This window comes from Microbacterium sp. NPDC012755, assembly GCF_042901325.1.
Classification (GTDB): domain Bacteria; phylum Actinomycetota; class Actinomycetes; order Actinomycetales; family Microbacteriaceae; genus Microbacterium; species Microbacterium natoriense.
Genome location: NZ_JBIBCT010000001.1, coordinates 3,534,110 through 3,559,842, shown reverse-complemented (window position 1 = coordinate 3,559,842; position 25,733 = coordinate 3,534,110). Strand labels below are relative to the sequence as shown.

General features: G+C 67.5%; 24 protein-coding genes. 15 read left to right on the top strand and 9 right to left on the bottom strand.

Features of this window, described 5'->3' with window-relative positions; all coding sequences use genetic code 11:
• Positions 1–13: 13 nt before the first annotated feature.
• The 6 genes from ACFY5A_RS16680 to ACFY5A_RS16655 all read left to right on the top strand — a co-directional run bounded on the left by ACFY5A_RS16680 (position 14) and on the right by ACFY5A_RS16655 (position 8,455).
• Complete coding sequence (locus ACFY5A_RS16680; RefSeq protein WP_341941892.1) at positions 14–586, top strand: GNAT family N-acetyltransferase; 573 nt, start codon at positions 14–16, stop codon at positions 584–586.
• A 178-nt stretch (positions 587–764) separates the two neighbouring features.
• On the top strand, positions 765–4,283 hold the full coding sequence (gene dnaE, locus ACFY5A_RS16675) for a DNA polymerase III subunit alpha (protein ID WP_341941893.1): 3,519 nt from the start codon (positions 765–767) through the stop codon (positions 4,281–4,283).
• 67 nt (positions 4,284–4,350) lie between these two features.
• Entirely contained in the window at positions 4,351–5,619 is a 1,269-nt protein-coding gene (locus ACFY5A_RS16670; RefSeq protein ID WP_387235697.1) for a hypothetical protein, read from the top strand.
• Between the two features lie 2 nt (positions 5,620–5,621).
• Positions 5,622–6,926 carry a histidinol dehydrogenase gene (gene hisD, locus ACFY5A_RS16665; protein ID WP_387235694.1) on the top strand — a complete coding sequence of 435 codons (1,305 nt, stop codon included), beginning with the start codon at positions 5,622–5,624 and terminating at the stop codon, positions 6,924–6,926.
• 9 nt (positions 6,927–6,935) lie between these two features.
• Complete coding sequence (nrdR, locus tag ACFY5A_RS16660) at positions 6,936–7,388, top strand: transcriptional regulator NrdR (RefSeq protein ID WP_105676437.1); 453 nt, start codon at positions 6,936–6,938, stop codon at positions 7,386–7,388.
• 29 nt (positions 7,389–7,417) lie between these two features.
• Positions 7,418–8,455: a quinone-dependent dihydroorotate dehydrogenase gene (locus ACFY5A_RS16655; RefSeq protein WP_387235691.1), complete on the top strand. Its 1,038-nt coding sequence runs from the start codon at positions 7,418–7,420 to the stop codon at positions 8,453–8,455.
• A 9-nt stretch (positions 8,456–8,464) separates the two neighbouring features.
• Here ACFY5A_RS16655 and ACFY5A_RS16650 read toward each other — a convergent pair whose 3' ends face one another.
• Positions 8,465–9,034, bottom strand: a complete 570-nt coding sequence (locus ACFY5A_RS16650; RefSeq protein ID WP_105676433.1) for a DUF3043 domain-containing protein — start codon at positions 9,032–9,034, stop codon at positions 8,465–8,467.
• 46 nt (positions 9,035–9,080) lie between these two features.
• Here ACFY5A_RS16650 and ACFY5A_RS16645 point away from each other — a divergent pair, with 46 nt between their 5' ends.
• From ACFY5A_RS16645 to ACFY5A_RS16625, 5 genes are all read left to right on the top strand, one after another.
• Positions 9,081–10,484 carry a dipeptidase gene (locus ACFY5A_RS16645; protein WP_387235688.1) on the top strand — a complete coding sequence of 468 codons (1,404 nt, stop codon included), beginning with the start codon at positions 9,081–9,083 and terminating at the stop codon, positions 10,482–10,484.
• Positions 10,485–10,559: 75 nt separating this feature from the next.
• Positions 10,560–10,925 carry an iron-sulfur cluster insertion protein ErpA gene (gene erpA / locus ACFY5A_RS16640; RefSeq protein ID WP_105676429.1) on the top strand — a complete coding sequence of 122 codons (366 nt, stop codon included), beginning with the start codon at positions 10,560–10,562 and terminating at the stop codon, positions 10,923–10,925.
• Between the two features lie 97 nt (positions 10,926–11,022).
• Positions 11,023–11,925, top strand: a complete 903-nt coding sequence (coxB, locus tag ACFY5A_RS16635) for a cytochrome c oxidase subunit II (RefSeq protein ID WP_341941898.1) — start codon at positions 11,023–11,025, stop codon at positions 11,923–11,925.
• A gap of 3 nt (positions 11,926–11,928) precedes the next feature.
• Entirely contained in the window at positions 11,929–13,659 is a 1,731-nt protein-coding gene (gene ctaD, locus ACFY5A_RS16630) for a cytochrome c oxidase subunit I (protein ID WP_181155957.1), read from the top strand.
• Between the two features lie 3 nt (positions 13,660–13,662).
• Entirely contained in the window at positions 13,663–14,097 is a 435-nt protein-coding gene (locus tag ACFY5A_RS16625; protein ID WP_105676426.1) for a cytochrome c oxidase subunit 4, read from the top strand.
• 70 nt (positions 14,098–14,167) lie between these two features.
• On the opposite strand, the gene ACFY5A_RS16620 is transcribed toward ACFY5A_RS16625, so the two are convergent.
• The 7 genes from ACFY5A_RS16620 to ACFY5A_RS16590 form a co-directional block, all read right to left on the bottom strand.
• Entirely contained in the window at positions 14,168–14,587 is a 420-nt protein-coding gene (locus ACFY5A_RS16620; protein ID WP_387235684.1) for a rhodanese-like domain-containing protein, read from the bottom strand.
• Between the two features lie 41 nt (positions 14,588–14,628).
• Positions 14,629–15,165 (bottom strand): GNAT family N-acetyltransferase, encoded by a 537-nt coding sequence (locus ACFY5A_RS16615; RefSeq protein WP_387235681.1) that lies wholly within the window; start codon positions 15,163–15,165, stop codon positions 14,629–14,631.
• Positions 15,162–15,575: a RidA family protein gene (locus ACFY5A_RS16610; protein WP_341941901.1), complete on the bottom strand. Its 414-nt coding sequence runs from the start codon at positions 15,573–15,575 to the stop codon at positions 15,162–15,164. Before ACFY5A_RS16610 ends, ACFY5A_RS16615 begins: the two co-directional genes overlap by 4 nt.
• Positions 15,576–15,668: 93 nt before the next feature.
• Positions 15,669–17,483: a cytochrome bc complex cytochrome b subunit gene (locus ACFY5A_RS16605; protein ID WP_341941902.1), complete on the bottom strand. Its 1,815-nt coding sequence runs from the start codon at positions 17,481–17,483 to the stop codon at positions 15,669–15,671.
• The gene (locus tag ACFY5A_RS16600; RefSeq protein ID WP_105674384.1) at positions 17,480–18,556 is read right to left on the bottom strand and encodes a ubiquinol-cytochrome c reductase iron-sulfur subunit; all 1,077 of its coding nucleotides are present in this window, start codon (positions 18,554–18,556) and stop codon (positions 17,480–17,482) included. The genes ACFY5A_RS16605 and ACFY5A_RS16600 overlap by 4 nt, the downstream gene beginning before the upstream one ends.
• Positions 18,557–18,592: 36 nt before the next feature.
• On the bottom strand, positions 18,593–19,396 hold the full coding sequence (locus tag ACFY5A_RS16595) for a c-type cytochrome (protein ID WP_105674386.1): 804 nt from the start codon (positions 19,394–19,396) through the stop codon (positions 18,593–18,595).
• A 20-nt stretch (positions 19,397–19,416) separates the two neighbouring features.
• The gene (locus tag ACFY5A_RS16590; RefSeq protein WP_341941903.1) at positions 19,417–20,073 is read right to left on the bottom strand and encodes a heme-copper oxidase subunit III; all 657 of its coding nucleotides are present in this window, start codon (positions 20,071–20,073) and stop codon (positions 19,417–19,419) included.
• Between the two features lie 189 nt (positions 20,074–20,262).
• Here ACFY5A_RS16590 and trpD point away from each other — a divergent pair, with 189 nt between their 5' ends.
• A complete protein-coding gene (trpD, locus tag ACFY5A_RS16585) occupies positions 20,263–21,327 on the top strand; it encodes an anthranilate phosphoribosyltransferase (protein WP_387235675.1) in 1,065 nt (354 codons plus the stop codon).
• 8 nt (positions 21,328–21,335) lie between these two features.
• Positions 21,336–22,322, top strand: a complete 987-nt coding sequence (locus tag ACFY5A_RS16580) for a PHP domain-containing protein (RefSeq protein ID WP_105674540.1) — start codon at positions 21,336–21,338, stop codon at positions 22,320–22,322.
• Position 22,323: 1 nt separating this feature from the next.
• Here ACFY5A_RS16580 and ACFY5A_RS16575 read toward each other — a convergent pair whose 3' ends face one another.
• Positions 22,324–23,253 carry a 5'-3' exonuclease H3TH domain-containing protein gene (locus ACFY5A_RS16575; protein WP_387235672.1) on the bottom strand — a complete coding sequence of 310 codons (930 nt, stop codon included), beginning with the start codon at positions 23,251–23,253 and terminating at the stop codon, positions 22,324–22,326.
• 70 nt (positions 23,254–23,323) lie between these two features.
• On the opposite strand from ACFY5A_RS16575, the gene ACFY5A_RS16570 reads away from it, so the two are divergent.
• Together ACFY5A_RS16570 and rpsA are read left to right on the top strand one after the other, a co-directional pair.
• The gene (locus ACFY5A_RS16570; protein ID WP_387235669.1) at positions 23,324–24,052 is read left to right on the top strand and encodes a hypothetical protein; all 729 of its coding nucleotides are present in this window, start codon (positions 23,324–23,326) and stop codon (positions 24,050–24,052) included.
• A 189-nt stretch (positions 24,053–24,241) separates the two neighbouring features.
• Positions 24,242–25,696, top strand: a complete 1,455-nt coding sequence (gene rpsA / locus ACFY5A_RS16565; protein WP_105674396.1) for a 30S ribosomal protein S1 — start codon at positions 24,242–24,244, stop codon at positions 25,694–25,696.
• The last annotated feature ends 37 nt before the right edge of the window (positions 25,697–25,733 follow it).

The following is a 25,733-nucleotide window of genomic DNA, read 5'->3' as shown; positions in this document are numbered from 1 at the left end:
CGAGACTGGGCGCATGAGCATCGAGGTGCGTCCGGCTACCGAGTTCGACGATGTGGCGCTGCTCGTCGGCCCCAAGAAGCCGACGTCCAACGTGTGCTTCTGCCTGAGCTACCGGATCGGAAACAAGGAGAACGTCTCCCTTCGCGGCCCAGAGCGCGCAGAACGGGTGCGCGAGCTGTGCCACCAGGATCCGCCGCCCGGGGTCATCGCCTATCTCGACGGGGAGCCGGTGGGGTGGGCCGCGCTCCACCCGCGGCGGGACACGAGCTTCGCGACCAACCGGCTCATCCCGCACGTCGATGATCTCGACGTGTGGTCGCTGTGGTGCTTCCGTGTGCGACCAGGATTCCGCAAGCAGGGTGTCTCGTACGCCCTGATCCAAGGCGCGATCGCCTACGCACGCGAGAGAGGCGCCCCTGCCGTCGAGGGGTATCCGGTCGACAACGGCGGCGAGAAGGTGAACCTGACGATGGCCTACGTCGGCACGAGGAGCCTCTTCGAACAGGCGGGTTTCACGAAGGCCGCCGAGACCGGCTCGGTGCTCGACGGCTTCCCTCGGGTGCTGATGAGACTCGACCTGAGATGAGCGATTCGTGAAGCCGATCCCGCGATCTCCCAGGACGCACAGGGGAGCGATCATCCGACGATCGGTCGGTGAACCAGGCGGGCCCTGCCTCGCGGACGATGCGCCCCCGGCGCCGCATACCTCCATCGGAGCCCCCGCCCCGGCCTCCGGTGTCGGGGCTCCGCCGTAGACTCGAAGCATGGCATCCGACTCCTTCGTGCACCTGCATGTCCACAGCGAATACTCGATGCTGGACGGCGCTGCGAAGATCGGTGCGATGACCCAGGCGGCCGCCGACTACGGCATGCCGGCCATCGCCGTGACCGACCACGGCAACACCTTCGCGGCGTTCGAGTTCTACCGCGCGGCGCAGGCCGCGGGCGTCAAGCCGATCATCGGCCTCGAAGCCTACGTGACCCCCGGCACGCACCGCAGCGACAAGTCCCGTGTGCAGTGGGGGTCCCCCGACCAGAAGAGCGACGACGTCTCCGGCTCCGGCGCTTACACCCACATGACGCTGTGGAGCCAGAGCACCCAGGGCATGCACAACCTGTTCCGGCTGAGCTCGCGCTCGAGCATGGAGGGCTACTACTTCAAGCCCCGCATGGACCGCGAGCTGCTGCAGACCTACGGCAAGGGGCTCATCGCGACGACCGGATGCCCGTCCGGCGAGGTGCAGACGCGCCTTCGCCTGGGGCAGTACGACGCGGCTCGCGCTGCGGCGGCCGAATTCCAGGACATCTTCGGCAAGGAGAACTACTTCGCCGAGATCATGGATCACGGCCTCTCGATCGAGCGCAGGGTCATGACCGACCTGCTGCGGCTCTCGAAAGACCTCGGCATCCCTCTCGTCGCCACGAACGACTCTCACTACACGCACCAGCACGAGGCAGACGCGCATGCGGCCCTGCTCTGCGTGCAGTCCGGCTCCACTCTCGACGACCCGAACCGCTTCAAGTTCGACGGCGACGGCTACTACATCAAGACCGCCGCCGAGATGCGCCAGTTGTTCCGGGATCACCCGGAGGCCTGCGACAACACGCTGCTGATCGCCGAGCGCTGCGAGGTCGAGTTCAACACCTCGGCCAACTTCATGCCGCGCTTCCCCGTGCCCGACGGCGAGACGGAAGACAGCTGGCTCATCAAGGAGGTCGAGAACGGCCTCCAGTACCGCTACCCGGGCGGCATCCCCGACAAGGTGCGCAAGCAGGCCGAGTACGAAACCGACATCATCCTGCAGATGGGTTTCCCCGGCTACTTCCTCGTCGTCGCGGACTTCATCAACTGGGCGAAGGACAACGGCATCCGCGTCGGACCCGGGCGTGGCTCCGGTGCCGGATCGATGGTCGCCTACGCGATGAGGATCACCGACCTCGACCCTCTCGAGCACGGCCTCATCTTCGAGCGCTTCCTCAACCCCGATCGCGTCTCGATGCCCGACTTCGACGTCGACTTCGACGACCGTCGTCGTGGCGAGGTCATCGACTACGTCACGGCGAAGTACGGGTCTGAGCGCGTCGCGCAGATCGTGACATACGGGACGATCAAGTCCAAGCAGGCGCTCAAGGATGCCGGACGCGTCCTCGGGTTCCCGTTCAGCATGGGGGAGCGGCTGACGAAGGCGATGCCGCCGCCCGTCATGGGCAAGGACATGCCGCTCGACGGCATGTTCGACTCGGCTCACCCCCGTTACAAGGAGGCCAGCGAGTTCCGCGCGCTCATCGAGACCGACCCCGAGGCGAAGACGGTCTTCGACCGCGCCCTCGGTCTCGAAGGCCTGAAGCGCCAGTGGGGCGTGCACGCGGCCGGTGTGATCATGTCGTCCGAGCCGCTGCTCGACATCATCCCGATCATGCGCCGCGAGCAGGACGGCCAGATCGTCACGCAGTTCGACTACCCGTCGTGCGAGACCCTCGGCCTCATCAAGATGGACTTCCTCGGTCTGCGCAACCTCACGATCATCTCGGATGCGCTCGACAACATCCGGATGAACCGTGGGGAGGAGCTCGACCTCGAGCACCTCGCCCTCGACGATCAGGGCGCATACGACCTGCTGGCCAGGGGCGACTCGCTGGGCGTGTTCCAGCTCGACGGCGGGCCCATGCGCGCGCTGATGCGCCTCATGAAGCCCGACAGCTTCGAAGACATCTCGGCACTCATCGCGCTGTATCGACCGGGACCCATGGGCGCGAACTCGCACACGAACTACGCGCTGCGCAAGAACGGCCAGCAGCCGATCACGCCGATCCACCCGGAGTTCACGGAGTCTCTCGCAGACATCCTGGAGGAGTCCTATGGTCTGATCATCTACCAGGAGCAGGTCATGGCCATCGCACAGCGCGTGGCGGGCTTCTCTCTCGGTCAGGCAGACATCCTCCGCCGCGCGATGGGCAAGAAGAAGAAGTCCGAGCTAGACAAGCAGTTCGAGGGCTTCCAAGCGGGCATGCACGCCAACGGCTATTCGGATGCCGCGGTCAACGCGCTGTGGGAGATCCTGCTCCCGTTCTCCGACTACGCCTTCAACAAAGCGCACTCGGCCGCCTACGGTGTCGTGTCGTACTGGACCGCCTACCTCAAGGCGCACTATCCCGCCGAGTACATGGCGGCGCTCCTCACGAGCGTCGGCGACTCCAAGGACAAGATGGCCCTCTACCTCAACGAGTGCCGTCGCATGGGCATCAAGGTCCTCCCGCCCGACGTCTCGGAGTCGATCAACTTCTTCGCCGCCGTCGGCGACGACATCCGCTTCGGGCTCGGCGCCGTCCGCAACGTCGGCAGCAACGTCGTCGACGGCATTGTCCAGTCGCGCAAGGACGAGCGGTTCACGTCGTTCCACCACTTCCTCGACAAGGTGCCCCTGCACGTCGCGAACAAGCGCACGGTCGAGTCCCTGATCAAGGCAGGAGCCTTCGACTCGATGGGCGACTCCCGACGAGCGCTCATGGAGATCCACGAAGACGCCGTCGAGGCCGCGGTGGACCGCAAACGCAACGAGGCACAGGGCGCCATCGGATTCGACTTCGACAGCCTCTACGACGAGATGGAGGAGGCGCCGCCGGCGAAGGTCCCCGATCGTCCGGAGTGGATCAAGAAGGACAAGCTCGCGTTCGAGCGCGAGATGCTCGGTCTGTACGTCTCCGACCATCCCCTCGCCGGACTCGAGGTGCCGCTCGCCAAGCATGCCTCGATCTCGATCCACGACCTCAACAACTCCGAGGACATGCAGGACGGAGATCAGGTCACGGTCGCAGGACTGGTCACCAGCGTCCAGCACCGCGTCGCCAAGGCCAGCGGCAATCCGTACGGCATGATCACGGTCGAGGACTTCAACGGCGAGGTCACCGTGATGTTCATGGGAAAGACCTACACCGAGTTCCAGCACATCCTGCAGCAGGACTCGATCCTCGCGGTTCGGGGGCGCGTGTCGCGACGCGACGACGGTCTGAACCTCCATGCGCAGTCGGCGTTCGCCCCGGACATCGGCTCCTTCGACGCCGCCGGACCACTCGCCCTGGTGCTCGCGGAACAGCGTGCGACCGAGCGGGTCATGAACGAGCTCGCCGAGGTGCTGCGCAGGCACAACGGTGAGACGGAGGTCGTGCTCCGCGTCCACCGCGGGGGGACCGCCAAGGTGTTCGACGTCCCGATGCCGGTCAAGGTGTCGGCTGACCTCTTCGGTGACCTCAAATCTCTGCTCGGACCTTCCTGTCTAGGGTGAGCGGGTAATATCGGGACGCGTTAGGCTCGCGGGTCCCCTCGCCGCGCGCCGTGACGAAAGGAACACCATGACCGATCTGCCGGAGACTCCCGAATCCGACACCCTCGACACCGACAGCGGATTCGTCGACGACGGCGTGCTGTACGACGACGACGTGACGCCGGAGTACGGCATCCTCGGATTCACCCTGCGCGAGCTGCTCATCGTGGGCGTGTGGCTGGTGACGTTCGTGCTGTCGTTCTTCCCTCTGGGATGGTCGCCGGCGCTGTGGGCGCAGGGGGTGGCCTGGATCCTCCCCATCGGCGTCCCCACGGCCGCGGTGTTCCTCATCGTCCTCCGACGCTTCTCGCCCGATGGCATCCGCCGGGTCGGATCCCTCGGGATCGACCAGTTCGCCTCCGTGGCCTTCTCCGTCGCCGCGGTGTGGTGGGTGCAGATGCTGTGGGAGTACCTCGCGACCGTGATCGCGACCGGACTCGACGCCGTCGTCTGGGTGCCGTGGGCGCAGCTCATCCTCTCCCTCGCACTCGTCGCGCTGACCGTCTTCGCGCCGATCATCCCCGGCCTGAAGGACGACTTCCACGGTCGGCTGGTCACGCTCGCGCACCGCAACGCCAACCCCGTCCGGCCCGTCATCCCGCGCCCCCGACCGGAACCGGTCGTCCCCCCCGAGCCGGCTCCGGTCGATGACGCCGAGGCAGGCGTGGAGCCCGCTGCGGCTGCTGAGGCCGAGCCCGCGCCGTCGGAATCCGTCACCGTCGCCTACTCGCCCGCTGCCGAGCTCGACGTCGAGCTCTCCGGCCAGCACGCGACCGACGAGATCGCCCGTGTCGACCTGGCCGCACAGGTGCCGCTGGCGGCCCACGCCTCGGGCGGGGGAACCGGCACGGAGCAGGCGACCGCAGACGAGGAGTACACCCCGGTCTACTCCCGTCGGTCGCGAGGCGAGGAGATCGTCTCGGACACCGACAGCATCGTCGCGCTCGTGACCCCCGACACCGACGCGGTCGAGCCGATCGCCGTCGAGCCGGTGCCGTCGCGACGGTCGGGGCGTGACGCGGATGCCGAGGCATCCGACGTGGACGTCGAGGCGACGAACCCCCGCGAGTCCTCGGGCGACAGTTCTCGGGAGGCCGCCGTCGAGCCGCAGCAGCCGTTCTGGGTCCTCGCCCCGAGCGAGCGCGATGTGCACGACGAGCGCGGCGACGCGATCTTCACGATCGGCCCGACCGCGTGGGCGCTGGTGATCGAAGACCGCGGCGGCGCATTCGTCGTGCGACATGACGACGGCCGCATCGGCTATCTGCACGACATCTCCGACATCACGAAGGGCTGACATTGCGCACGATCGATCTGCGGGGGCGCGAGCTCTCGCCGGCTGACATGCTCGCCGCCGTCCCTCGCGCCACGCAGGCGCGGGCAGAGGCACTGGACACGGCGGCACGCATCGTCGACGACGTCCGCGACCGTGGTGAGGAGGCGCTGCGCGAGCAGGCTGATCGCTTCGACCGCGTGAGCGGACACGACATCCGCGTCCCCGCCGCGCACATCGCCGAGGCGCTCGAGGTGCTCTCGGCAGACGTCCGCGCCGCGCTGGAGGAGGCGATCCGTCGCGTGCGGATCGCTTCGGCCGCACAGGTGCCGCAGACGCAGATCACCGAGATCGGCCCCGGTGCGTGCATCACGCAGCGCTGGCAGCCGGTGCAGCGCGTCGGCGTCTACATCCCCGGCGGCAAGGCCGTCTATCCGTCCAGCGTGATCATGAACGTGGTCCCGGCGCAGGTCGCCGGCGTCGAGCAGATCGCACTCGCCTCTCCTCCGCAGGAGGATCAGGGCGGCCGCATCCACCCCACGATCCTCGCCGCCGCCGGTCTCCTCGGCGTGACCGAGGTGTACGCGATGGGCGGTGCCGGCGCCATCGGCGCCTTCGCGCACGGCGTGCAGGGGATCGGCCTGGATCCCGTGGACGTGGTCTCGGGTCCCGGCAACAACTACGTCGCATCGGCCAAGCGCGCCGTCGCGGGAGTGGTGGGTACCGACTCCGAGGCCGGAGCGACCGAGATCCTCGTCGTGGCGGATGCGCCCGCAGATCCGCGTCTGATCGCCGCCGATCTGGTCAGCCAGGCGGAGCACGACGAGCAGGCCTCCGCCGTGTTCGTCACCGACTCTCCCGAGCTCGCGGAGCGCGTCGCGGTGGAGGTCGCGGAGCACGCGGCCAGGACGCGCCACTCGGCGCGCGTGTCCGCGGCCCTGGACGGCCCTCAGTCGGCGATCGTTCTCGTCGACGACCGCGCCATGGCGACCGCATTCAGCAACGCCTATGCGCCGGAGCACCTGGAGCTGCACCTGCAGGATGCGGAGGACGCGGCATCCGCCTTCACCAGCGCCGGCGCCGTCTTCGTCGGCGACCAGACCCCCGTGAGCCTCGGTGACTACATGGCCGGGAGCAACCACGTCCTGCCGACCGGTGGGCAGGCGCGCTACGCCCCTGGACTCGGGTCGTACACCTTCCTTCGGCCGCAGCAGGTGATCTCCTACGATCGCGATGCGCTCCGCGCGGTGCGGGAGGGTGTCGTCGCGCTCGCGAACACCGAAGTGCTCCCCGCGCACGGTGAGGCGATCGAGGCCAGGTTCACGGCGTAGGATCTTCAGGTGCATTGCCCCTTCTGCCGTCACCCAGACTCGCGCGTGATCGACTCCCGCACGAGCGATGACGGACTCTCCATCCGTCGTCGTCGTCAGTGCCCCGAGTGCGGCGGCCGCTTCACGACCACCGAGACGGCGAGCCTGAACGTGATCAAGCGTTCGGGGGTGATGGAGCCGTTCAGCCGCGACAAGGTGATCCTCGGCGTCCGCAAGGCGTGTCAGGGGCGTCCCGTGACCGAAGCCGACCTGGCGATCCTCGCGCAGCGCGTCGAGGAGGCCGTGCGTCAGACGGGGGTGTCCCAGCTCGACGCGAACGAGATCGGACTGGCGATCCTCGGTCCGCTCCGCGATCTGGACGAAGTCGCCTATCTGCGCTTCGCGAGCGTCTACCAGGCATTCGACTCTCTCGAGGACTTCGAGAGCGCGATCAGCGACCTCCGGGCCGATCACGCCGAGTAGGCACGGCGCCGCGCGGTAATCTGGCAGTGATGTATCCGCTGCTCTTCCGCGCTGTCCTCTCGCGCTTCGATCCCGAGTTCGCCCACCACGCAGGCATGGCGGTGATCCGCGTGCTCGGCGTACCGCCCTTCTCCTGGGCGACTCGTGCGGTCACCCGGCCCGATCCGTCGCTCTCGGTCGAGGCGCTGGGGCTGACCTTCCCTTCGCCGTTCGGGATCGCCGCAGGCTTCGACAAGAACGCGGTGGGAGTGCGCGGCCTGGCAGCGCTCGGCTTCGGACATGTCGAAGTCGGAACCCTCACGGCGATCCCACAGGACGGCAACCCGAAGCCGCGGCTGTTCCGTCTGATCGCCGACCGCGCGGTCATCAACCGCATGGGATTCAACAACGAGGGAGCGGACGCCGCCGCTCGCCGACTCGCGACGCTGCGTCGCGGCGCGCCCGACACGGTGATCGGCGTGAACATCGGCAAGAGCCGCGTCGTCGAGGTGGAGAACGCCACCGCCGACTATGTCGCATCGGCTACGCGTCTCGCCCCCCTCGCCGACTACCTCGCGGTGAACGTCTCGTCGCCGAACACCCCCGGCCTGCGCGGACTTCAGGCGGTCGAGACCCTCGCGCCGCTGCTCCGCGCGGTGAAAGCGGCATCAGGCAGCACACCTCTCCTGGTGAAGATCGCCCCCGACCTCCCCGACGACGAGATCACGGCGATCGCGCAGCTCGCGGTGGACGAGGGTCTCGCGGGGATCATCGCGCACAACACGACGATCTCCCGTGAAGGACTGCTGACGGATGCCGCCGTGGTCGAGGCGGCCGGCGCGGGTGGGCTCTCCGGAGCACCGCTGAAGGAGCGGTCGCTGCAGGTGCTGCGGCTCGTGCGCGATGCCGTTCCCGAGGACTTCTGCGTGATCGCGGTCGGGGGAGTGGAGACCCCCTCTGACGTGCAGGAGCGTCTGGATGCCGGGGCGACTCTGGTTCAGGGTTACACGGCGTTCCTCTACCGAGGGCCCTTCTGGGGTCGCGAGATCAACCGCGGGCTCATCGCACTTCGGCGTCGAGCCCGCTGAGCCGGCGAGTCAGGCGGGGTAGTCGCCGCGCTTGACCTGCGGCTTCGGCAGGCGCATGAAGCGCATCTGCAGCGATCGCATCGCGGCGTACCAGCCGAGACCGCGCTCGAGGCGGTCCTTGCCGAACTTCGCCGCGGCCTTGCTCTTCACGCGGATGCCGAGCAGGACCATCCCGCCGATCGCGAGCACGATGTACCCCATCATGACGAGGTACGCCCAGTAGGCGATGGCGGTGACGGGGATGAGCGAGGCGACGATGACCAGCACCATGATGCCCATCACGAACTCGGCGGGGTGCCAGCCGGCGTCCACGTAGTCGCGCACCCAGCGGCGCTGAGGGCCCTTGTCGCGAGCGGGGAGGTACTTCTCCTCGCCGGCGGCCAGCCCGGCCTGAGCGCGGTTGCGGCGCTCGTTGAGGTCGGCACGGGCAGCGGCCCTGGCTTCCTTGGTGTTCGCGACGAGGGGACGGCGTCGAGCCGCCTCCTGCTCCGCGCGGGTCGGCGTCGCGCGTCCCTTGCCGACGGCAGGCGTCTCGGGGGCGTCGTCGTTCGTCGAAGGGGAGGCGGGGTTGTTGGGCACGAGGTTCCTCGGTTCGCTTGCGGTGGATCACCTTAAGATTACTCGCATGACCTCTCCCGTTCCTCCCCGTGATAACGACTCGACGATCCTCGACGCGGTGGCCACCGGCATCCCGGCGGCTCTCAGCGATCTCGGGCACCTGGTGCGCATCCCCGGGATGGCGTGGCCGGCGTTCGACCAGTCCCAGCTCGAGCGCAGCGCGGACGCCGTCGCGGCGCTGGCGACGGCGACCGGAGTCTTCGACGAGGTGCGGGTGCTTCGAGCGGCGATCCCGGGAACGGACGAGCACGGGCAGCCCGCGGTCCTCGCGACGCGCGCGGCGCGCGGCGGCAAGCCGACGATTCTGCTCTACGCCCACCACGACGTGCAGCCTCCGGGGGACGACGCGCTGTGGGAGACCCCGCCTTTCGAGCCGACCGTCCGCGACGGACGGCTCTACGGTCGCGGCGCCGCGGACGACAAGGCCGGGATCATGGCGCACATCGCATCGATCCGCGCGGTCGCCGAGGTGCTCGGAGACGACCTCGAGCTCGGCATCGCGATGTTCATCGAGGGGGAGGAGGAGTACGGCTCCCGCTCCTTCGCGCAGTTCCTCTCCGACAACAAGGAGGCTCTGCGGGCCGACGCGATCGTCGTCGCGGACTCGGGCAACTGGGACTCGGTCACCCCTGGACTGACGGTCTCGCTCCGGGGCAACGCCCGCTTCACGATGCGCGTCCGCACGCTCGACCACGCATCGCACTCCGGGATGTTCGGGGGAGCGGTGCCCGACGCGACGATGGCGACCGTCCGCCTGCTCGCGACGCTCTGGAACGAGGACGGCTCCGTCGCCGTCGCCGGGATGACCTCCAGGGATGCCGACACGCCCGAGTACACCGAGGCGACGCTGCGCGATGAGGCAGGACTCCTGCCCGGCACCTCGCCGATCGGCGAAGGCACCATACTCAGCCGGATCTGGAACAAGCCGTCCGTCACGGTGATCGGCATCGATGCGACGAGTGTCGCCGCGGCATCCAACACCCTTCTCCCCGAGGTCACCGTCGTGATCAGCGCCCGCGTGGCTCCCGGGCAGACGGGCGAGGAGGCCTACCGCGCGCTCGAGGAGCACCTCCGGGCGCACGCCCCGTACGGCGCAGAGCTGACCTTCTCCGACGTCGATCTCGGCAACGGATTCCTCGTCGACACCAGCGGCTGGGCCGTCTCGCTCACCCGCGACGCGATGCGCGACGGCTACGGTGTTCCGCCCGTCGACCTCGGCGTCGGAGGCTCGATCCCGTTCATCGCCGATCTCGTCCGGGAGTTCCCCGCCGCGCAGATCCTGGTCACCGGGGTCGAGGACCCGCACTCCCGCGCGCACAGCCCCAACGAGTCCCTGCACCTCGACACGTTCCGCCACGCGGTCGCCACCGAAGCGCTGATGCTGTCGCGGATGAACGAGATCACCCTCTGAACCGCCCCTCCGGACACGCCGGAGGGTAAAATCGAAGCACCTGCCGTGCGAGCGGCGCCCGTCACAAGGAGCGACATGAGCGACACCACCCTGACAGCAGCAGACACCACCCGCGCACACGGCGTGAGCCTCACCGACGCCGCGGCGACCAAGGTGAAGAACCTTCTCGAGCAGGAGGGCCGCGACGACCTGCGTCTGCGCGTCGCCGTCCAGCCGGGCGGATGCTCGGGCCTGATCTACCAGCTCTACTTCGACGAGCGCTATCTCGAGGGCGACGAGACCGTCGACTTCGACGGCGTCGAGGTCATCATCGACAACATGAGCGTGCCCTACCTGGACGGCGCGTCGATCGACTTCAAGGACACGATCTCGGAGCAGGGCTTCACGATCGACAACCCCAACGCGGCGGGCAGCTGCGCCTGCGGCGACAGCTTCCACTGACCCGATGGGCCTCGGTCAACCTGCGTGGTTGGCATGAATCAGGTGTGAGGTTGCCCTAGACTTGGGTGTGCCCTGTCCGCAATCTGAAAGGTGCATCGTGCCCTCGAAACGCCGCCTTCGTTGGGCCGCACTCCCCATGGGAGTCGTGGCAGCCGTGATCCTGGCGGGATGTACCACCACCGAGCTGAACGGCTACCTGCCGGGCTTCGTGGAGGGTGAGCCTGCGGCCACCAACCAGACCGAGCGCGTGTCGTCTCTCTGGGTCAACTCCTGGATCGTCCTGCTCGCCGTCGGCGTGATCACCTGGGGCCTGATGGCCTGGGCCGCGATCGCCTACCGTCGCCGCAAGGGCCAGACGGGTCTGCCGGTGCAGATGCGCTACAACATGCCGATCGAGATCTTCTACACGATCGTGCCGCTCATCCTCGTCCTGGGCATGTTCTTCTTCACCGCTCGTGACCAGACCGAGATCGAGACGAAGTGGGAGAACCCCGACGTCGAGATCACGGCGATCGCCAAGCAGTGGGCGTGGGACTTCCAGTACGACGGCGAGAAGGAGGACAACTCCGACGCCGTCTGGACCATGGGCATCCAGGCCCAGCCCGACGCCGAGGGCAACATCGACCGCTCGACGCTGCCGACCCTGGTGCTCCCGGTCGACCAGAAGGTCACGATCAACCTCCAGTCGCGCGACGTCATCCACTCCTTCTGGATCATCGACTTCCTCTACAAGAAGGACATGTTCATCGGGAGGGACAACTCCTGGTCCTTCATCCCGACCCGCATCGGCGAGTACGACGGCAAGTGCGCAGAGCTCTGCGGCGAGTACCACTCGATGATGGTCTTCAACGTCAAGGTCGTCTCCCAGGCGGACTACGAGGCCTACCTCGAGTCCCTCAAGGAAGAGGGCAACACGGGCGACATCACCGAAGCCTACGATCGCCTGTCGAACTATCCCGGAAAGACCGGCGCGACCGGCACCGAGGAAGGAGAGGAGTAAGCCATGTCGACCACTGAAGCACCCCGCACCGACGAGGCTCCTCGCTCCCGTCCGACTGCTGTTCCCGCGCGTCAGGCTGCTCTGATGAGCTCCTCGCGCGTCGAGCAGAAGGGCAACATCGTCGTCAAGTGGATCACCTCCACCGACCACAAGACGATCGGGTACATGTACCTCATCGCCTCCGTGCTGTTCTTCCTCCTCGGCGGCGTGATGGCTCTCGTCATCCGCGCCGAGCTGTTCGCGCCGGGCATGCAGATCATCCCGACGAAGGAGCAGTACAACCAGCTGTTCACGATGCACGGCACGATCATGCTGCTGATGTTCGCGACGCCGCTCTTCGCAGGCTTCGCGAACGCGATCCTGCCGCTGCAGATCGGCGCCCCTGACGTCGCGTTCCCGCGTCTGAACGCCTTCGCCTTCTGGCTCTTCCTGTTCGGCTCGACGATCGCCGTCGCCGGCTTCCTCACCCCGCAGGGTGCGGCCTCGTTCGGCTGGTTCGCCTATCAGCCGCTCGCGAGCGCCTCCTTCTCTCCGGGTGCGGGTGGAAACCTCTGGATGCTGGGACTCGGCATCTCCGGTTTCGGCACGATCCTCGGTGCGGTGAACTTCATCACGACGATCATCACGATGCGCGCCCCCGGTATGACCATGTGGCGCATGCCGATCTTCTCGTGGAACACGCTCATCACGAGCCTCCTGATCCTGATGGCGTTCCCCGTGCTCGCCGCGGCGATCTTCGCCGCAGGAGCGGACCGCGTCCTCGGCGCGCACATCTACGACCCGGCCAACGGCGGCGTCCTGCTCTGGCAGCACCTGTTCTGGTTCTTCGGGCACCCTGAGGTGTACATCATCGCGCTGCCGTTCTTCGGCATCGTCTCCGAGATCTTCCCGGTGTTCAGCCGCAAGCCGATCTTCGGATACAAGACCCTCGTCTACGCGACCATCGCGATCGCGGCACTGTCCGTGGCGGTGTGGGCGCACCACATGTACGTCACCGGTTCCGTGCTCCTGCCGTTCTTCGCCGTCATGACCATGCTCATCGCAGTCCCGACCGGTGTGAAGATCTTCAACTGGATCGGCACGCTGTGGCGCGGCTCGGTGACCTTCGAGACCCCGATGGTCTTCGCCCTCGGCTTCCTCGTCTCGTTCGTCTTCGGTGGTCTGACCGGTGTCATCCTCGCGGCTCCGCCGCTGGACTTCGCCCTCTCCGACTCGTACTTCGTGGTCGCTCACTTCCACTACGTCGTCTTCGGCACCGTCGTCTTCGCGATGTTCGCCGGCTTCTACTTCTGGTGGCCGAAGTGGACCGGCCGTATGCTCAACGAGCGCCTCGGCTACATCCACTTCTGGATGCTGTTCATCGGCTTCCACATGACGTTCCTCATCCAGCACTGGCTGGGCGTCGACGGCATGCCGCGTCGTTACGCCGACTACTCGTCGTACGACAACTGGACGTGGCAGAACCAGGTCTCGACGATCGGTGCGATCATCCTCGGCGCTTCGATGCTGCCGTTCTTCCTGAACGTCTGGATCACGGCACGCAAGGCGCCTAAGGTCACGGTCAACGACCCGTGGGGCTACGGCGGATCGCTCGAGTGGGCGACCTCCTGCCCGCCGCCGCGCCACAACTTCACGTCGATCCCGCGCATCCGCAGCGAGCGTCCCGCGTTCGACCTGAACCACCCGGAGGCGGCCGACTTCCCGGTCGCGGCCGGCGAGCGAGAGGTGCACTGAGCCATGCGCGACAACGTCATCCTCTGGTGGGTCCTCACCGCGTTCTTCGCCCTCATCGGTGTGATCTACACGGGCTGGCACATCCTGGCCACGCCGTCGGACAACTTCGCCGAGCGCATCGAGTGGGTCGGCACGGTCGCCCTGTTCTTCGCGGCGTTCATGGGCGCGATGGTCGCGTTCTACCTCGACCGCACGCACCACGCACAGCAGGGCGAGCTGCCCGAAGACATCCTGACGGCCGACATCGACGACGGTGATCCCGAGCTCGGCGAGTTCAGCCCGTGGTCCTGGTGGCCGCTGGTTCTCGCGGCTTCCGCCGCCGTGTTCGTCGTCGGCCTCGCCGTCGGGCACTTCCTGCTTCCGATCGGTCTCGCGATCTTCGTGGTCGCGATCGTCGGATGGGTCTACGAGTACTACCGCGGCAACTTCGCCCGCTGATCCACATGATGAAGGCCCCCGGAGCATTCTCCGGGGGCCTTCATCATGTGCGGGGCGTGTCCCTCGCGCGTCAGGCTCGGGTGCGTACGCGCGCGATTCCCGTGAGCGGGTCGACGGGACGCCGATGGACTCCGTCTGCGTCTTCGACGGGGTAGCCCTCTCGCACCCAGTACTCGAATCCGCCGATCATCTCGCGGACCTCGTACCCGAGCTTAGAGAACTCGAGAGCCCCCTTGGCGCCGGCGTTGCAGCCGGGGCTCCAGCAGTACACGACCACGGGCGCCCCCGCGGGGATCTCGGCAGGCGCGCGGGTGGCGATCTCGCTGTAGTGCATATGGACGGCTCCGGCGACGCGACCCTGAGCCCATGCCTCATCGGAACGGACGTCGATCACGTAGATCGTCTCGCCGGCCATGCGCGCAGCGTGGACATCGCTGGCATCGGTCTCATAGGCGAGCTTGGCGGCGTAGTAGTCGGCACGTTCGATCATGCCCTCAGCCTAGAGCGGGGTCCAGCGAGACGTCGCCGACTTTACGGACGCGCGAGCGAGGAATGCTGCCAGTCGCCGAGGCGAGCCGTCATCTGCACCCGCGGACCATGGTCGAAGAGTCCCAGAGCACGCTCCACGTCGACGAGAGAACGCAGGAAGTGCGTGTCAGGATCCGTCTCGATGAAGCCGCAGGAGGCGTAGAACGGTGCGTTCCAGGGGACGTCCGCGTACGTGCGAAGGGTGACCTCCTCGTATCCGCGCTTCGTCGATTCGTCGAGTGCCGCCTGGACCAGACGACGTCCCAGACCCCGACGCGAGTAGGACGGGAGAACCGAGAGCTGCTCGAGGTGGGCATGGTCGTCGATCTCCAGCACCTGCACGAATCCGACCACCTCGGCCGTGTCCTGGTTCTCGGCGACCAGGACGAAGCCGGGAGCCGCCTCGCGCTCCGCCGCACTCGTGGCGCCCGGCCAGTCCTGAGCGGCGAAGCGGTCGATCAGGAGCGCGTCGGCATCCGCCTCGATGCGTTCGGTCGCACCGTAGTCTCGGGACTCGGCGAGGCGGATGAGGACGCTCACGGCTGCCCGTCCTTCACCGCGGCGACCGCCTCGATCTCGACGAGCTGATCCGGGTATCCCAGCACGGTGACGCCCAGCAGGGTGCTGGGGACATCGTGGTCGCCGAAAGCGGCGTGCACGACGTCCCAGGCGGCGACGAGGTCGGAGCGAGACGTGGAGGCCACGAGCACGCGCGTGCTGATCACGTCCGTGAGCTCAGCGCCTGCGGCCGTCAGTGCCTCCCTGAGGTTCGTCACACAACGTGCGGCCTGTGCGGCAAGGTCGCCGGGGGAGACAGTGCCTCCGTCGGCGTCCAGGGGGCAGGAGCCGGCGAGGAAGAGGAGCCGCGCATCCGCGGGTGCGGTGGCGGCGTAGGCATACGGAGCATCGGCGAGAGCGGGGGCGCGGAGCAGCTGGACTACAGAGGTCATCGATCCATCCTGTCAGGCCGGGGCGGCGGGAACGAAGAAGGCCCCGGTCGTGCTGAACGGATCAGCGCGACCGGGGCCGGGGGAGGAGCGAGCTTACTCGCCGTCCTCCGACTTCTTGCGAGGCTTCTTCACCGGTTCGGTGGCGATCACCGTGCTCGGCGTGTTCGGCGTCTCGTCGATGTGGGTCTCGTCGGCCGGGGCGAGCGGGGCGTCCGGGAATCCGGCACGCTCATGAGCGCCCTGGATCTCGGCGGCCTCGGTCTCATCGGTGTGAGCCGTGACGTGGTGCTGGTGAGCATCCGCCTCGTCGATCTGAGCCTGCGTGAGCGGAGCCAGACGGTCCTCGAAGAACCAACGCGACATGGCGGAGCGCAGGTTCTGCGTCCACGGGATGCGGCCCTTGTCGTTCGGTCGCACGACGAGGGGCTCGTAGCCGTCGATGTCGATGAGCTTCCACCGGTCGTACGTGTCGACCGGCTGGTGCACCTCGATGAACTCGCCGCCGGGGAGGCGGACGATGCGTCCGGACTCGTAGCCGTGCAGGACGATCTCACGATCCTTCTTCTGCAGGGCGATCGCGATGCGCTTGGCGACGAAGTAGCCGAGCACCGGGCCCACGAAGAGCAGCGCCTGCAGGGTGTGGATGACACCCTCCATGGTGAGCATGAAGTGGGTCGCGATCAGGTCGGAGGACGCCGCAGCCCACAGGACCGCGTAGAAGATGACACCGGCCACGCCGATACCCGTGCGGGTCGCCGCGTTGCGGGGGCGCTGAGCGATGTGGTGCTCGCGCTTGTCGCCCGTGACCCAGGCCTCGATGAACGGGTAGATCGCCACGAGCACGATGAACAGTCCGAGGACGATCACCGGAAGCAGGATGCCGAACGACCAGGTGCGGTCGAGGAACACGACGTCGAGGTTCGACGGCGCCAGACGCAGCGCACCATCCGCGAAGCCGATGTACCAGTCGGGCTGGGTTCCGGCCGACACGGGGGACGGGTCGTACGGGCCGTAGTTCCAGATCGGGTTGATCTGGAAGAACGTCGCGATCAGCACGATGGTGCCGAACACGATGAACAGGTAGCCGCCCATCTTCGACATGTACACCGGCATCATCGGGTAGCCGACGACGTTCTCGTTCGTGCGGCCGGGACCGGCGAACTGGGTGTGCTTGTTGACGATCATCAGCATCAGGTGCACGACGATCAGACCGATCACTAGGAGCGGCAGCAGCAGGATGTGCAGCGTGTACAGGCGGCCGACGATCGCGGTCCCCGGGAACTCCCCGCCGAAGAGCAGGAAGGAGATCCAGGTGCCCACGAGCGGGAAGCCCTTGATCATGCCGTCGATGATGCGGAGGCCGTTGCCCGAGAGCAGGTCGTCGGGAAGCGAGTAGCCGGTGAAGCCCTCGGCCATCGCGAGGACGAACAGCACGAAGCCGATCACCCAGTTGAGCTCGCGAGGCTTGCGGAACGCGCCGGTGAAGAACACGCGGAGCATGTGCACGCCGATGCCCGCCACGAACACGAGGGCCGCCCAGTGGTGGATCTGGCGGACCAGGAGGCCACCGCGCAGGTCGAAGGAGATGTGCAGCGACGACTCGAGGGCCGCCGACATCTCGATGCCGCGCATCGGCGCGTAGGCGCCCGTGTAGTGCGTGGGCACCATGGAGGCCTCGAAGAAGAACGTCAGGAACGTTCCGGAGAGGAACACCGCGACGAAGCTCCACAGTGCGATCTCGCCGAGCATGAACGACCAGTGGTCGGGGAAGATCTTACGTCCGAGCTCCTTGACGAAGCCGGAGAGGCTGGTGCGCTCGTCGATGTAGTTCGACGCGGCACCGACGAAGCGGCCGCCGAGGGGCGCCTTGGTGTCCTTCTCGTCCTTGGACAGCGTTGCGGTGCTCAATGGCGCTCCCAGAAGCTCGGGCCGACGGGTTCGTGGAAGTCACTGCGTGCGACGAGGTAGCCCTCGTCGTCGACGGTGATGGGCAGCTGAGGCAGCGGACGTGCGGCCGGGCCGAAGATGACCTTGGCGTGATCCGTCACATCGAACTGCGACTGGTGGCAGGGGCAGAGCAGGTGGTGCGTCTGCTGCTCGTAGAGGGCGACGGGGCAGCCGACGTGGGTGCACACCTTCGAGTACGCGACGATGCCGTCGTAGGACCAGTCCTTGCGGTCATCGGCCTCGATCAGCTGCTCCGGGCGGAGGCGCATCATCAGGACGATGGCCTTGGCCTTCTCCTCGAGGTAGCCGTCGTGGTGGCTGAGCTCGGCCAGGTCCTCCGGGATGACGTGGAACGCCGAGCCGAGGGTGACGTCCGCCGCGCGGATCGGAGTGCCGTCGGGATCGCGCACGAGACGCATTCCCTTGTCCCACATGGTCTGCTTGAGCAGTGCCACGGGATCGCCGGCCTCGGGGTCGTCGGGTGTCGAGTGCGGTGCGAGACCGCGGAACAGCGTGACACCGGGGATGATCGACGCGACGATCGCTGCGAACAGCGAGTTGCGGATCATCGTGCGGCGTCCGAAGCCGGACTCCTCGTTGGCGTCGGCGAACGCCTTGACGGCGGCCTCGCGCGTCGAGTCCTTGCCCCGGGTGGGGTGGCGGTACTCGATGTGCTCCTTGTCGCTCATCAGGGCCTTCGACCAGTGGATCGCTCCGAGGCCGAGGGCGAGCAGCGCGAGAGCGATGCCCAGACCGATGAAGAGGTTGTTCTGGCGGATGTCGATCAGCGCGCCGCTCTCGATCGGGAACAGCATGTAGGCGGCGACCGCCCAGATGCTGCCCGCGAGGGAGAGGTAGAACAGGGTGTAGACCGTGCGCACTGCAGCCTTCTCGGCGCGCGGGTCCTTGTCGGTCATCCGCTCGCGGTGCGGCGGCAGCCCCGGGTTCTCCACGGGGTCGCTGACTGCGACGCCCAGCCCCGGAGAGGGCTGGTAGGCCCTGTCAAGAGCCTGCGAGTCGTCGTCGTGTGCCATGGTGCTCCTCGTACGTTCCTCTTCGATGATTAAGCGTCAGTTGGACTTCGCCGTGATCCACACGGTGATGGCGACGAGAGCGCCGATGCCGAAGATCCAGACGAACAGGCCCTCGGACACGGGGCCGAGAGACCCGAGCGTCGCGCCACCGACCTGCACGGACTGCTGCTGGAAGAGCAGCGCGGAGATGATGTCGCGCTTGTCCTCGTCCGAGAGGTTCATGTTGCCGAAGACCGGCATGTTCTGGGGTCCGGTGACCATGGCCGCGTACATGTGCAGCGCGCTGGTCTCGGTGAGCGCGGGGGCGTACTTGCCCTCGGTGAGCGCTCCACCGGCCGCGGCGACGTTGTGGCACATCGCGCAGTTGACACGGAACAGCTCGGCGCCGTGCGCGACGTCTCCCTTGCCGTCGAGGATGCGGTCCTCGGGGAAGGTGGGGCCGGGGGCCTCGGACTGGATGAAGGACGAGATCGCGAGGATCTGGTCCTCCGTGAACTGCGGCTTCTTCTGCGGGGCCTGCGGTCCCTGCATCTGCAGCGGCATGCGTCCGGTCGACAGCTGGAACTCAGCGGCCAGCTCGCCCACGCCGTACAGGCTCGGCCCGTTGGCGGTGCCCTGCATGTCGAGGCCGTGGCAGGTCGCGCAGTTGGCCTGGAACAGCTTCTCGCCGTCTTCGACGGTCAGCGTGGTGGACGCGGAAGCCTTGGTGTCGGTCGCAGCGAACGCCGCCGACGCTCCGGCGTACACGGCGCCGGTGATCATGAGGCCTGCTCCGATGAGGGCCGCGGCAGCCAGGGGACTGCGACGACCGTTCGAACGGCGCTTCTTCTCTCGTGCCATCTCGGGGATCAGCTCCGCTCTTATTTCAGGAAGTAGATAACGATGAACAGCACGATCCAGACGACGTCGACGAAGTGCCAGTAGTAGGACACCACGATCGAGGAGGTCGCCTCCTTGTGCCGGAAGTTCTTCACCGCGTACGCGCGGCCGATGACGAGGAGGAACGCGATCAGGCCACCGGTGACGTGCAGGGCGTGGAAGCCGGTCGTCAGGTAGAAGGCCGAAGCGTAGGAGTCGGCGCTGATGGGCATGCCCTCTGCGACGAGCTGCGCGTACTCCCAGACCTGGCCGGACACGAAGATCGCGCCGAGGGCGAAGGTGAGGAAGAACCACTCGACCATGCCCCAGCCGAAGAGGCGGCGACGGCCGGCCGCGTTCTTCTCGCCCTTGGCGATGCGGTACGGCTGCAGGTCCTCCGCAGCGAACACGCCCATCTGGCAGGTGATCGAGGAGAACACCAGGATGAGGGTGTTCACGAGTGCGTACGGGACGTTCAGCAGCTCGGTGCGCGCCGCCCACAGTTCGGGGGAGGTGCTGCGAAGGGTGAAGTAGATCGCGAAGAGTCCCGCGAAGAACATCACCTCACTGCCGAGCCACACAATGGTTCCGACAGCTACCGGGTTGGGCCGCTTGATCGTTCTCGCCGCCGGGGCATACGTCGCTGAGGTCGTCACCATTCCATTATGGCCGATCCGCGAGCGTGATTCTTGCACCGGGGACCGTCGTTTTGCCGTCCGCAGACTTAGGGGACCCTAAGAAAACACTGCGAATCCTCGGTGAATCCGCGGGAAACAGCGGATGCCGTCGGCATCCGCGATCGTCTCGAACCGCATGCACGTTTTCCCGACGCCGATAGGATCGCACACATGGCTGAATCCCTGACCTGGTCCGATGTGCTCACCACCCTTCTGGAGCGTCGCGATCTCAGCGTCTGGGAATCGACGTGGGCGATGCGGCAGATCATGCGGGGCGACGTCACCCAGGCGCAGCTCGCCGGCTTCCTCGTCGCGCTCCGCGCGAAGGGCGAGACGATCGACGAGATCGTCGGCTTCCGCGATGCCATCCTCGAGGCAGCCGTGCCGCTGCCCGTGTCGCCGAACGTGCTCGACATCGTGGGGACCGGCGGCGACCGCGTCGGAACCGTGAACGTCTCCACGACCGCGGCGATCATCATCGGTGCGACCGGCATCCCGGTCGTGAAGCACGGGAACAGGGCCGCGAGCTCGGCCTCGGGTTCCTCGGACGTCCTGGGGGCGCTGGGTCTCGAGCTGTCGCTCGACCCCGCCGCCGTGGCTTCGATCCTCGATCGCACGGGCATCACGTTCGCGTGGGCCGGGGCGTTCCACCCCGGCTTCAAGCACGCGGGACCCGTGCGCGCCGAGCTCGGCGTGCCGACCGTGTTCAACATGCTCGGACCCCTCTGCAACCCTGCGCGCGCCGAAGCCAACGCGGTCGGCGTCGCCCAGATGGAGCGCGTCCCTCTCATCACCGGCGTGTTCCGCACGCGGGGCGCCACGGCGCTGGTCTTCCGCGGCGACGACGGGCTCGACGAGCTCACGACCACCGGACACAGTCGGATCTGGGAGGTCACCCGCGGCGACATCCACGAGCACGACCTCGACCCGCGCGATCTCGGCATCCCGATCGCCGAGCTCGCCGACCTCATCGGCGGATCCCCCGAGCACAACGCGGACGTCCTGCGCCGCACTCTCTCGGGTGAGAAGGGCGCCGTTCGCGACATCGTCCTGCTCAACGCCGCAGCCGGCATCGTCGCCTTCGAACTGTCGCAGGACGCCGGACAGGTGCAGCGCCCGATCCTCGAGCGGCTGCGCGAGGGCTACGAGCGCGCGGAGGCCGCCATCGACGACGGGCGGGCCGCAGCCAAGCTCGACGAGTGGATCGGCGTGAGCCGGGAGCTGGCTTCGGCCTGAGGTCCGTCGTGGAACCGATCGCCGCGCTGCTCGAGATCGCCTCTCTGCTGGAGAGGGAGCGCGCGTCTCGCTACCGGGCGAAGGCGTTCCGTGTGGCGGCCGCAGCACTGGAGGGCCTCCCCGATGACGTGAAGGGCGATCCCACCCGCCTTCGGGCGGTGAAGGGGATCGGCGAGTCCACCTTCGGCGTGATCAGAGAGGCGCAGTCCGGCGCGGTTCCGCGGTATCTCGTGGAGCTCAGGGGAGAGGTCGAGCCGGAGATCGTCTCGACGCTCCGACCCGCGCTTCGCGGCGACCTGCACGCGCACACGGACTGGTCGGACGGGACCACGCCGATCGCGGTGATGGCGGAGGCCGCCCGCGCGCTGGGGCACGAATACCAGGCGATCACCGATCACTCGCCTCGACTGCGCGTCGCCCGCGGACTGACGGCGGAGCGTCTCCGGACGCAGATCCCTCTCGTGCGCGCGGAATCGCGAGAGGGCTTCACGCTCCTCGCGGGCATCGAGGTCGACATCCTCGAGGACGGCGCGCTGGACCAGGAGGACTCCCTCCTCGGTGAGCTCGACATCGTGGTCGCCTCGGTCCACTCGAAACTGCGGATGGAAGCGCGGCCGATGACCGCGAGGATGATCGCCGCCGTCTCGCACCCGCGGGTGAACGTGCTGGGCCACTGCACGGGGCGACTCGTGGAAGGCGAGCGCGGAACCAGACCGCCGTCCTCGTTCGACGCCGCGGCCGTCTTCGCCGCGTGCGCGGAGAACGGCGTCGCCGTCGAGATCAACTCGCGACCGGAACGACAGGATCCCCCGGACGAGCTGATCTCGATCGCGCTGGAGGCGGGGTGCCTGTTCTCCATCGACTCCGATGCGCACGCGCCCGGTCAGCTGTCGCTGCTCGACCACGGCGCTCTGCGTGCGGAGCGGGCAGGTGTCCCCGCGAGTCGGATCGTCACCACCTGGGGCCTCGAGCGGCTGCTCGCCTGGGCCGACTGAGTCAGCGCGACATCGTCGCGACGGCGGCGACCGCGCGCGTCATCGACCCGCCGAGGTTCCACTTCTCCGCGATGGCGGACGCCGCATCCTCCTCCGCGGGGTCGAGCGGTCGCAGGGGATCCGTCGGCGGCTCGACGTCGAGGGACCTGGCCACCTCGACCACGGTGGGGGCGACGTCGAGGTAGGCGGACGCCGCGAGGACCTTGGCTCGGACGCCGGCGCTCATGCCTTCGCCAGCCTCAGCCGCCGCGCGGATGCCGTCGAGGTCGCCGTGCGCCTGCAGCAGCGTCGCCGCCGTCTTCTCGCCGACTCCGGCGACGCCGGGGAGACCGTCGGAGGCGTCGCCGCGCATCGTCGCGAAATCGGCGTACTGCGAGGGGAGGACGCCGTACTTCGCCACGACGACGGCATCGGTCACGATCTCGAGGTTGCTCATGCCGCGCGCCGTGTAGATGACGCGGACGTCCCTGCCGTCGTCGACGAGCTGGAACAGGTCGCGGTCACCGGTCACGATGTCGACCGGGATGGCGGACTTGGTGGCGAGGGTGCCGATCACGTCGTCGGCCTCGTGCGCGGCGACCCCCACGATCGGGATGCCGAGGAGCCCGAGGGTCTCGCGGATGAGCGGGATCTGCGCCTCGAGCGGGTCGGGGATCTCTTCGACGTCGGGGCCCGCTGCCACGACCTCGACGACGCGGTGCGTCTTGTAACTCGGAATGAGGTCGACACGCCACTGCGGGCGCCAGTCGTCGTCCCAGCAGGCGACGATGTGCGTCGGCTCGTAGAGGGTGATCAGCTTCGCGATGATGTCGAGCAGGCCGCGGGCGGCGTTGATGGGGGAGCCGTCGGGAGCGGTGACCTTGTCGGGCACGCCGTAGAACGCGCGGAAGTAGAGAGAGGCGGTGTCGAGCAGCATCAGACGATCGGTCACGGAGCACAGTCTTGCATGCGGCGCGGACAACGATGCGAGACGATCGCGGGCCGCGACACACCAGATGGGTATGAAGACCTCCGCCCGTATCCTGTCCGTCGTCGCAGCGCTCGTCCTCGCCGCATTCGTCTCGGGCTGCGCGTCGGCGCCCGGCGCTGCGCCCACGCATCAGCCGAGCACTCCGGACGGCCAGTCGTCGAAGATCAGCCCCGAGGACGCCCCGCGCGCGGCGTGGCTGGACGCCTCCTCCTTCGTGATCGCGACGCGGGGAGACGGATGCGCACCGGAGATCAGCGATCTCGTCACCCGGGAGCAGCGCATCGAGGTGACTCTCACCGCTCCTGCCGAGGGCGCGTGCGCCGATTCGGAGACGTCGTCGACGACCCACGGCACGTACCTCGGAGTCCCCGCCGGACTCGACTCCTCGAAGCCGCTCACGATCGCGGTCACGCAGCACGGCGGCGAGGCCACGCTGATCGAGCTCCCCGGACTTCCCCAGGGTGAGATCGCGCCGGCGGACAGGATGCCGTCGCAGCTCCCCGCCGCCGCGTGGATCGGGGAGGGGGAGCTCGCGGTCCTCACCTGGGGCTCCTCGACCTGCGTGCCGGAGTCCGGAGCCGTCGAGGGGAGCGTGCTCACCCTCGACGAGCCGAAGGACGGCGTGTGCACGATGGACCTCGTGCCGCGGATCACCTTCGTGGACGCGCCGGACGTCGCTCCCGACGCCGCGCTCACGCTGGCCGGCTACACGGGGGAGGACGGCGAGTCGATCGTGCTCGCGCTCGTCCCTCGCGCATAGAGGTAACGGACCGGAATCCGTTCTCCGGGCGTCCGAGATGTCTGATAGCCTGAAGTGTCACTCGTGGCGTGCCTATGCATGCCCTCGTGGCAAGGCAATCAAAATCCAACCGCTGCGAAGCATGCTGTCGGACGTGCGCGTCCGTTGCCCCGCAGCCCGAGTCTCCATTCAACAAGGACAACCCACTACATGACTACCGCAACGACCGCCCCGGCCACCAAGCAGGTCGCCATCAACGACATCGGATCTGCTGAGGACTTCCTGGCCGCGGTCGAGAAGACCCTGAAGTTCTTCAACGACGGCGACATCATCGAAGGCACGATCGTCAAGATCGACCGCGATGAGGTTCTGCTCGACGTCGGGTACAAGACCGAGGGTGTCATCCCCTCGCGCGAGCTCTCCATCAAGCACGACGTCGACCCCAACGAGGTCGTCAAGGTCGGCGACGAGGTCGAGGCTCTCGTTCTCCAGAAGGAGGACAAGGAAGGCCGTCTGATCCTCTCCAAGAAGCGTGCGCAGTACGAGCGCGCCTGGGGAGACGTCGAGAAGATCAAGGAGAACGACGGCGTCGTCACCGGTACCGTCATCGAGGTCGTCAAGGGCGGCCTCATCGTCGACATCGGCCTCCGTGGCTTCCTCCCGGCCTCGCTCATCGAGCTGCGTCGCGTCCGCGACCTCACGCCCTACCTGGGTCAGGAGATCGAGGCGAAGATCCTCGAGCTCGACAAGAACCGCAACAACGTCGTCCTCAGCCGCCGCGCGCTGCTCGAGCAGACGCAGTCGGAGTCGCGCACCACGTTCCTGAACAACCTGCACAAGGGTCAGGTCCGCAAGGGTGTCGTGTCCTCGATCGTCAACTTCGGCGCGTTCGTCGACCTGGGCGGCGTGGACGGCCTCGTGCACGTCTCCGAGCTGTCCTGGAAGCACATCGAGCACGCCTCCGAGGTCGTCGAGGTCGGCCAGGAGGTCACCGTCGAGATCCTCGAGGTCGACCTCGACCGCGAGCGCGTCTCCCTGTCGCTGAAGGCGACGCAGGAGGACCCGTGGCAGGTCTTCGCCCGCACCCACGCGATCGGTCAGGTCACGCCGGGTAAGGTCACCAAGCTCGTTCCGTTCGGTGCGTTCGTGCGCGTCGCAGACGGCATCGAGGGCCTCGTCCACATCTCCGAGCTCTCCAGCAAGCACGTCGAGCTGGCCGAGCAGGTCGTCTCCGTCGGCGAAGAGGTCTTCGTCAAGGTCATCGACATCGACCTCGAGCGTCGCCGCATCTCGCTGTCGCTCAAGCAGGCCAACGAGTCGGTCGACCCCAACGGCACCGAGTTCGACCCGGCGCTGTACGGCATGCTCGCGGAGTACGACGAGAACGGCGAGTACAAGTACCCGGAGGGCTTCGACGCCGAGACCGGTGCGTGGAAGGAAGGCTTCGACGCTCAGCGCGAGGCATGGGAGCAGGAGTACGCAGCTGCTCAGTCCCGCTGGGAGGCTCACAAGGCTCAGGTCGCCAAGGCGGCCGAGGCGGAGGCGGAGGCCGGTGCCGACTTCGGTGGCCAGTCCTTCTCCAGCGAGTCCGCCGGCGCGGGCACGCTTGCTGACGACGAGGCTCTCGCGGCTCTGCGCGAGAAGCTCTCGGGCGGCAACGCGTAAGCATTTCGCTCAGGAACGGGCCGTCACCTTTCGAGGT

Coding starts and splice junctions, on each gene's coding strand:
- ACFY5A_RS16680 (WP_341941892.1), top strand. CDS start 14: ATGAGCATCGAGGTGCGTCCGGCTACCGAGTTCGACGATGTGGCGCTG.
- dnaE (WP_341941893.1), top strand. CDS start 765: ATGGCATCCGACTCCTTCGTGCACCTGCATGTCCACAGCGAATACTCG.
- ACFY5A_RS16670 (WP_387235697.1), top strand. CDS start 4,351: ATGACCGATCTGCCGGAGACTCCCGAATCCGACACCCTCGACACCGAC.
- ACFY5A_RS16655 (WP_387235691.1), top strand. CDS start 7,418: ATGTATCCGCTGCTCTTCCGCGCTGTCCTCTCGCGCTTCGATCCCGAG.
- ACFY5A_RS16645 (WP_387235688.1), top strand. CDS start 9,081: ATGACCTCTCCCGTTCCTCCCCGTGATAACGACTCGACGATCCTCGAC.
- erpA (WP_105676429.1), top strand. CDS start 10,560: ATGAGCGACACCACCCTGACAGCAGCAGACACCACCCGCGCACACGGC.
- ctaD (WP_181155957.1), top strand. CDS start 11,929: ATGTCGACCACTGAAGCACCCCGCACCGACGAGGCTCCTCGCTCCCGT.
- ACFY5A_RS16625 (WP_105676426.1), top strand. CDS start 13,663: ATGCGCGACAACGTCATCCTCTGGTGGGTCCTCACCGCGTTCTTCGCC.
- ACFY5A_RS16620 (WP_387235684.1), bottom strand. CDS start 14,587: ATGATCGAACGTGCCGACTACTACGCCGCCAAGCTCGCCTATGAGACC.
- ACFY5A_RS16610 (WP_341941901.1), bottom strand. CDS start 15,575: ATGACCTCTGTAGTCCAGCTGCTCCGCGCCCCCGCTCTCGCCGATGCT.
- ACFY5A_RS16600 (WP_105674384.1), bottom strand. CDS start 18,556: ATGGCACACGACGACGACTCGCAGGCTCTTGACAGGGCCTACCAGCCC.
- ACFY5A_RS16595 (WP_105674386.1), bottom strand. CDS start 19,396: ATGGCACGAGAGAAGAAGCGCCGTTCGAACGGTCGTCGCAGTCCCCTG.
- ACFY5A_RS16590 (WP_341941903.1), bottom strand. CDS start 20,073: ATGGTGACGACCTCAGCGACGTATGCCCCGGCGGCGAGAACGATCAAG.
- trpD (WP_387235675.1), top strand. CDS start 20,263: ATGGCTGAATCCCTGACCTGGTCCGATGTGCTCACCACCCTTCTGGAG.
- ACFY5A_RS16570 (WP_387235669.1), top strand. CDS start 23,324: ATGAAGACCTCCGCCCGTATCCTGTCCGTCGTCGCAGCGCTCGTCCTC.
- rpsA (WP_105674396.1), top strand. CDS start 24,242: ATGACTACCGCAACGACCGCCCCGGCCACCAAGCAGGTCGCCATCAAC.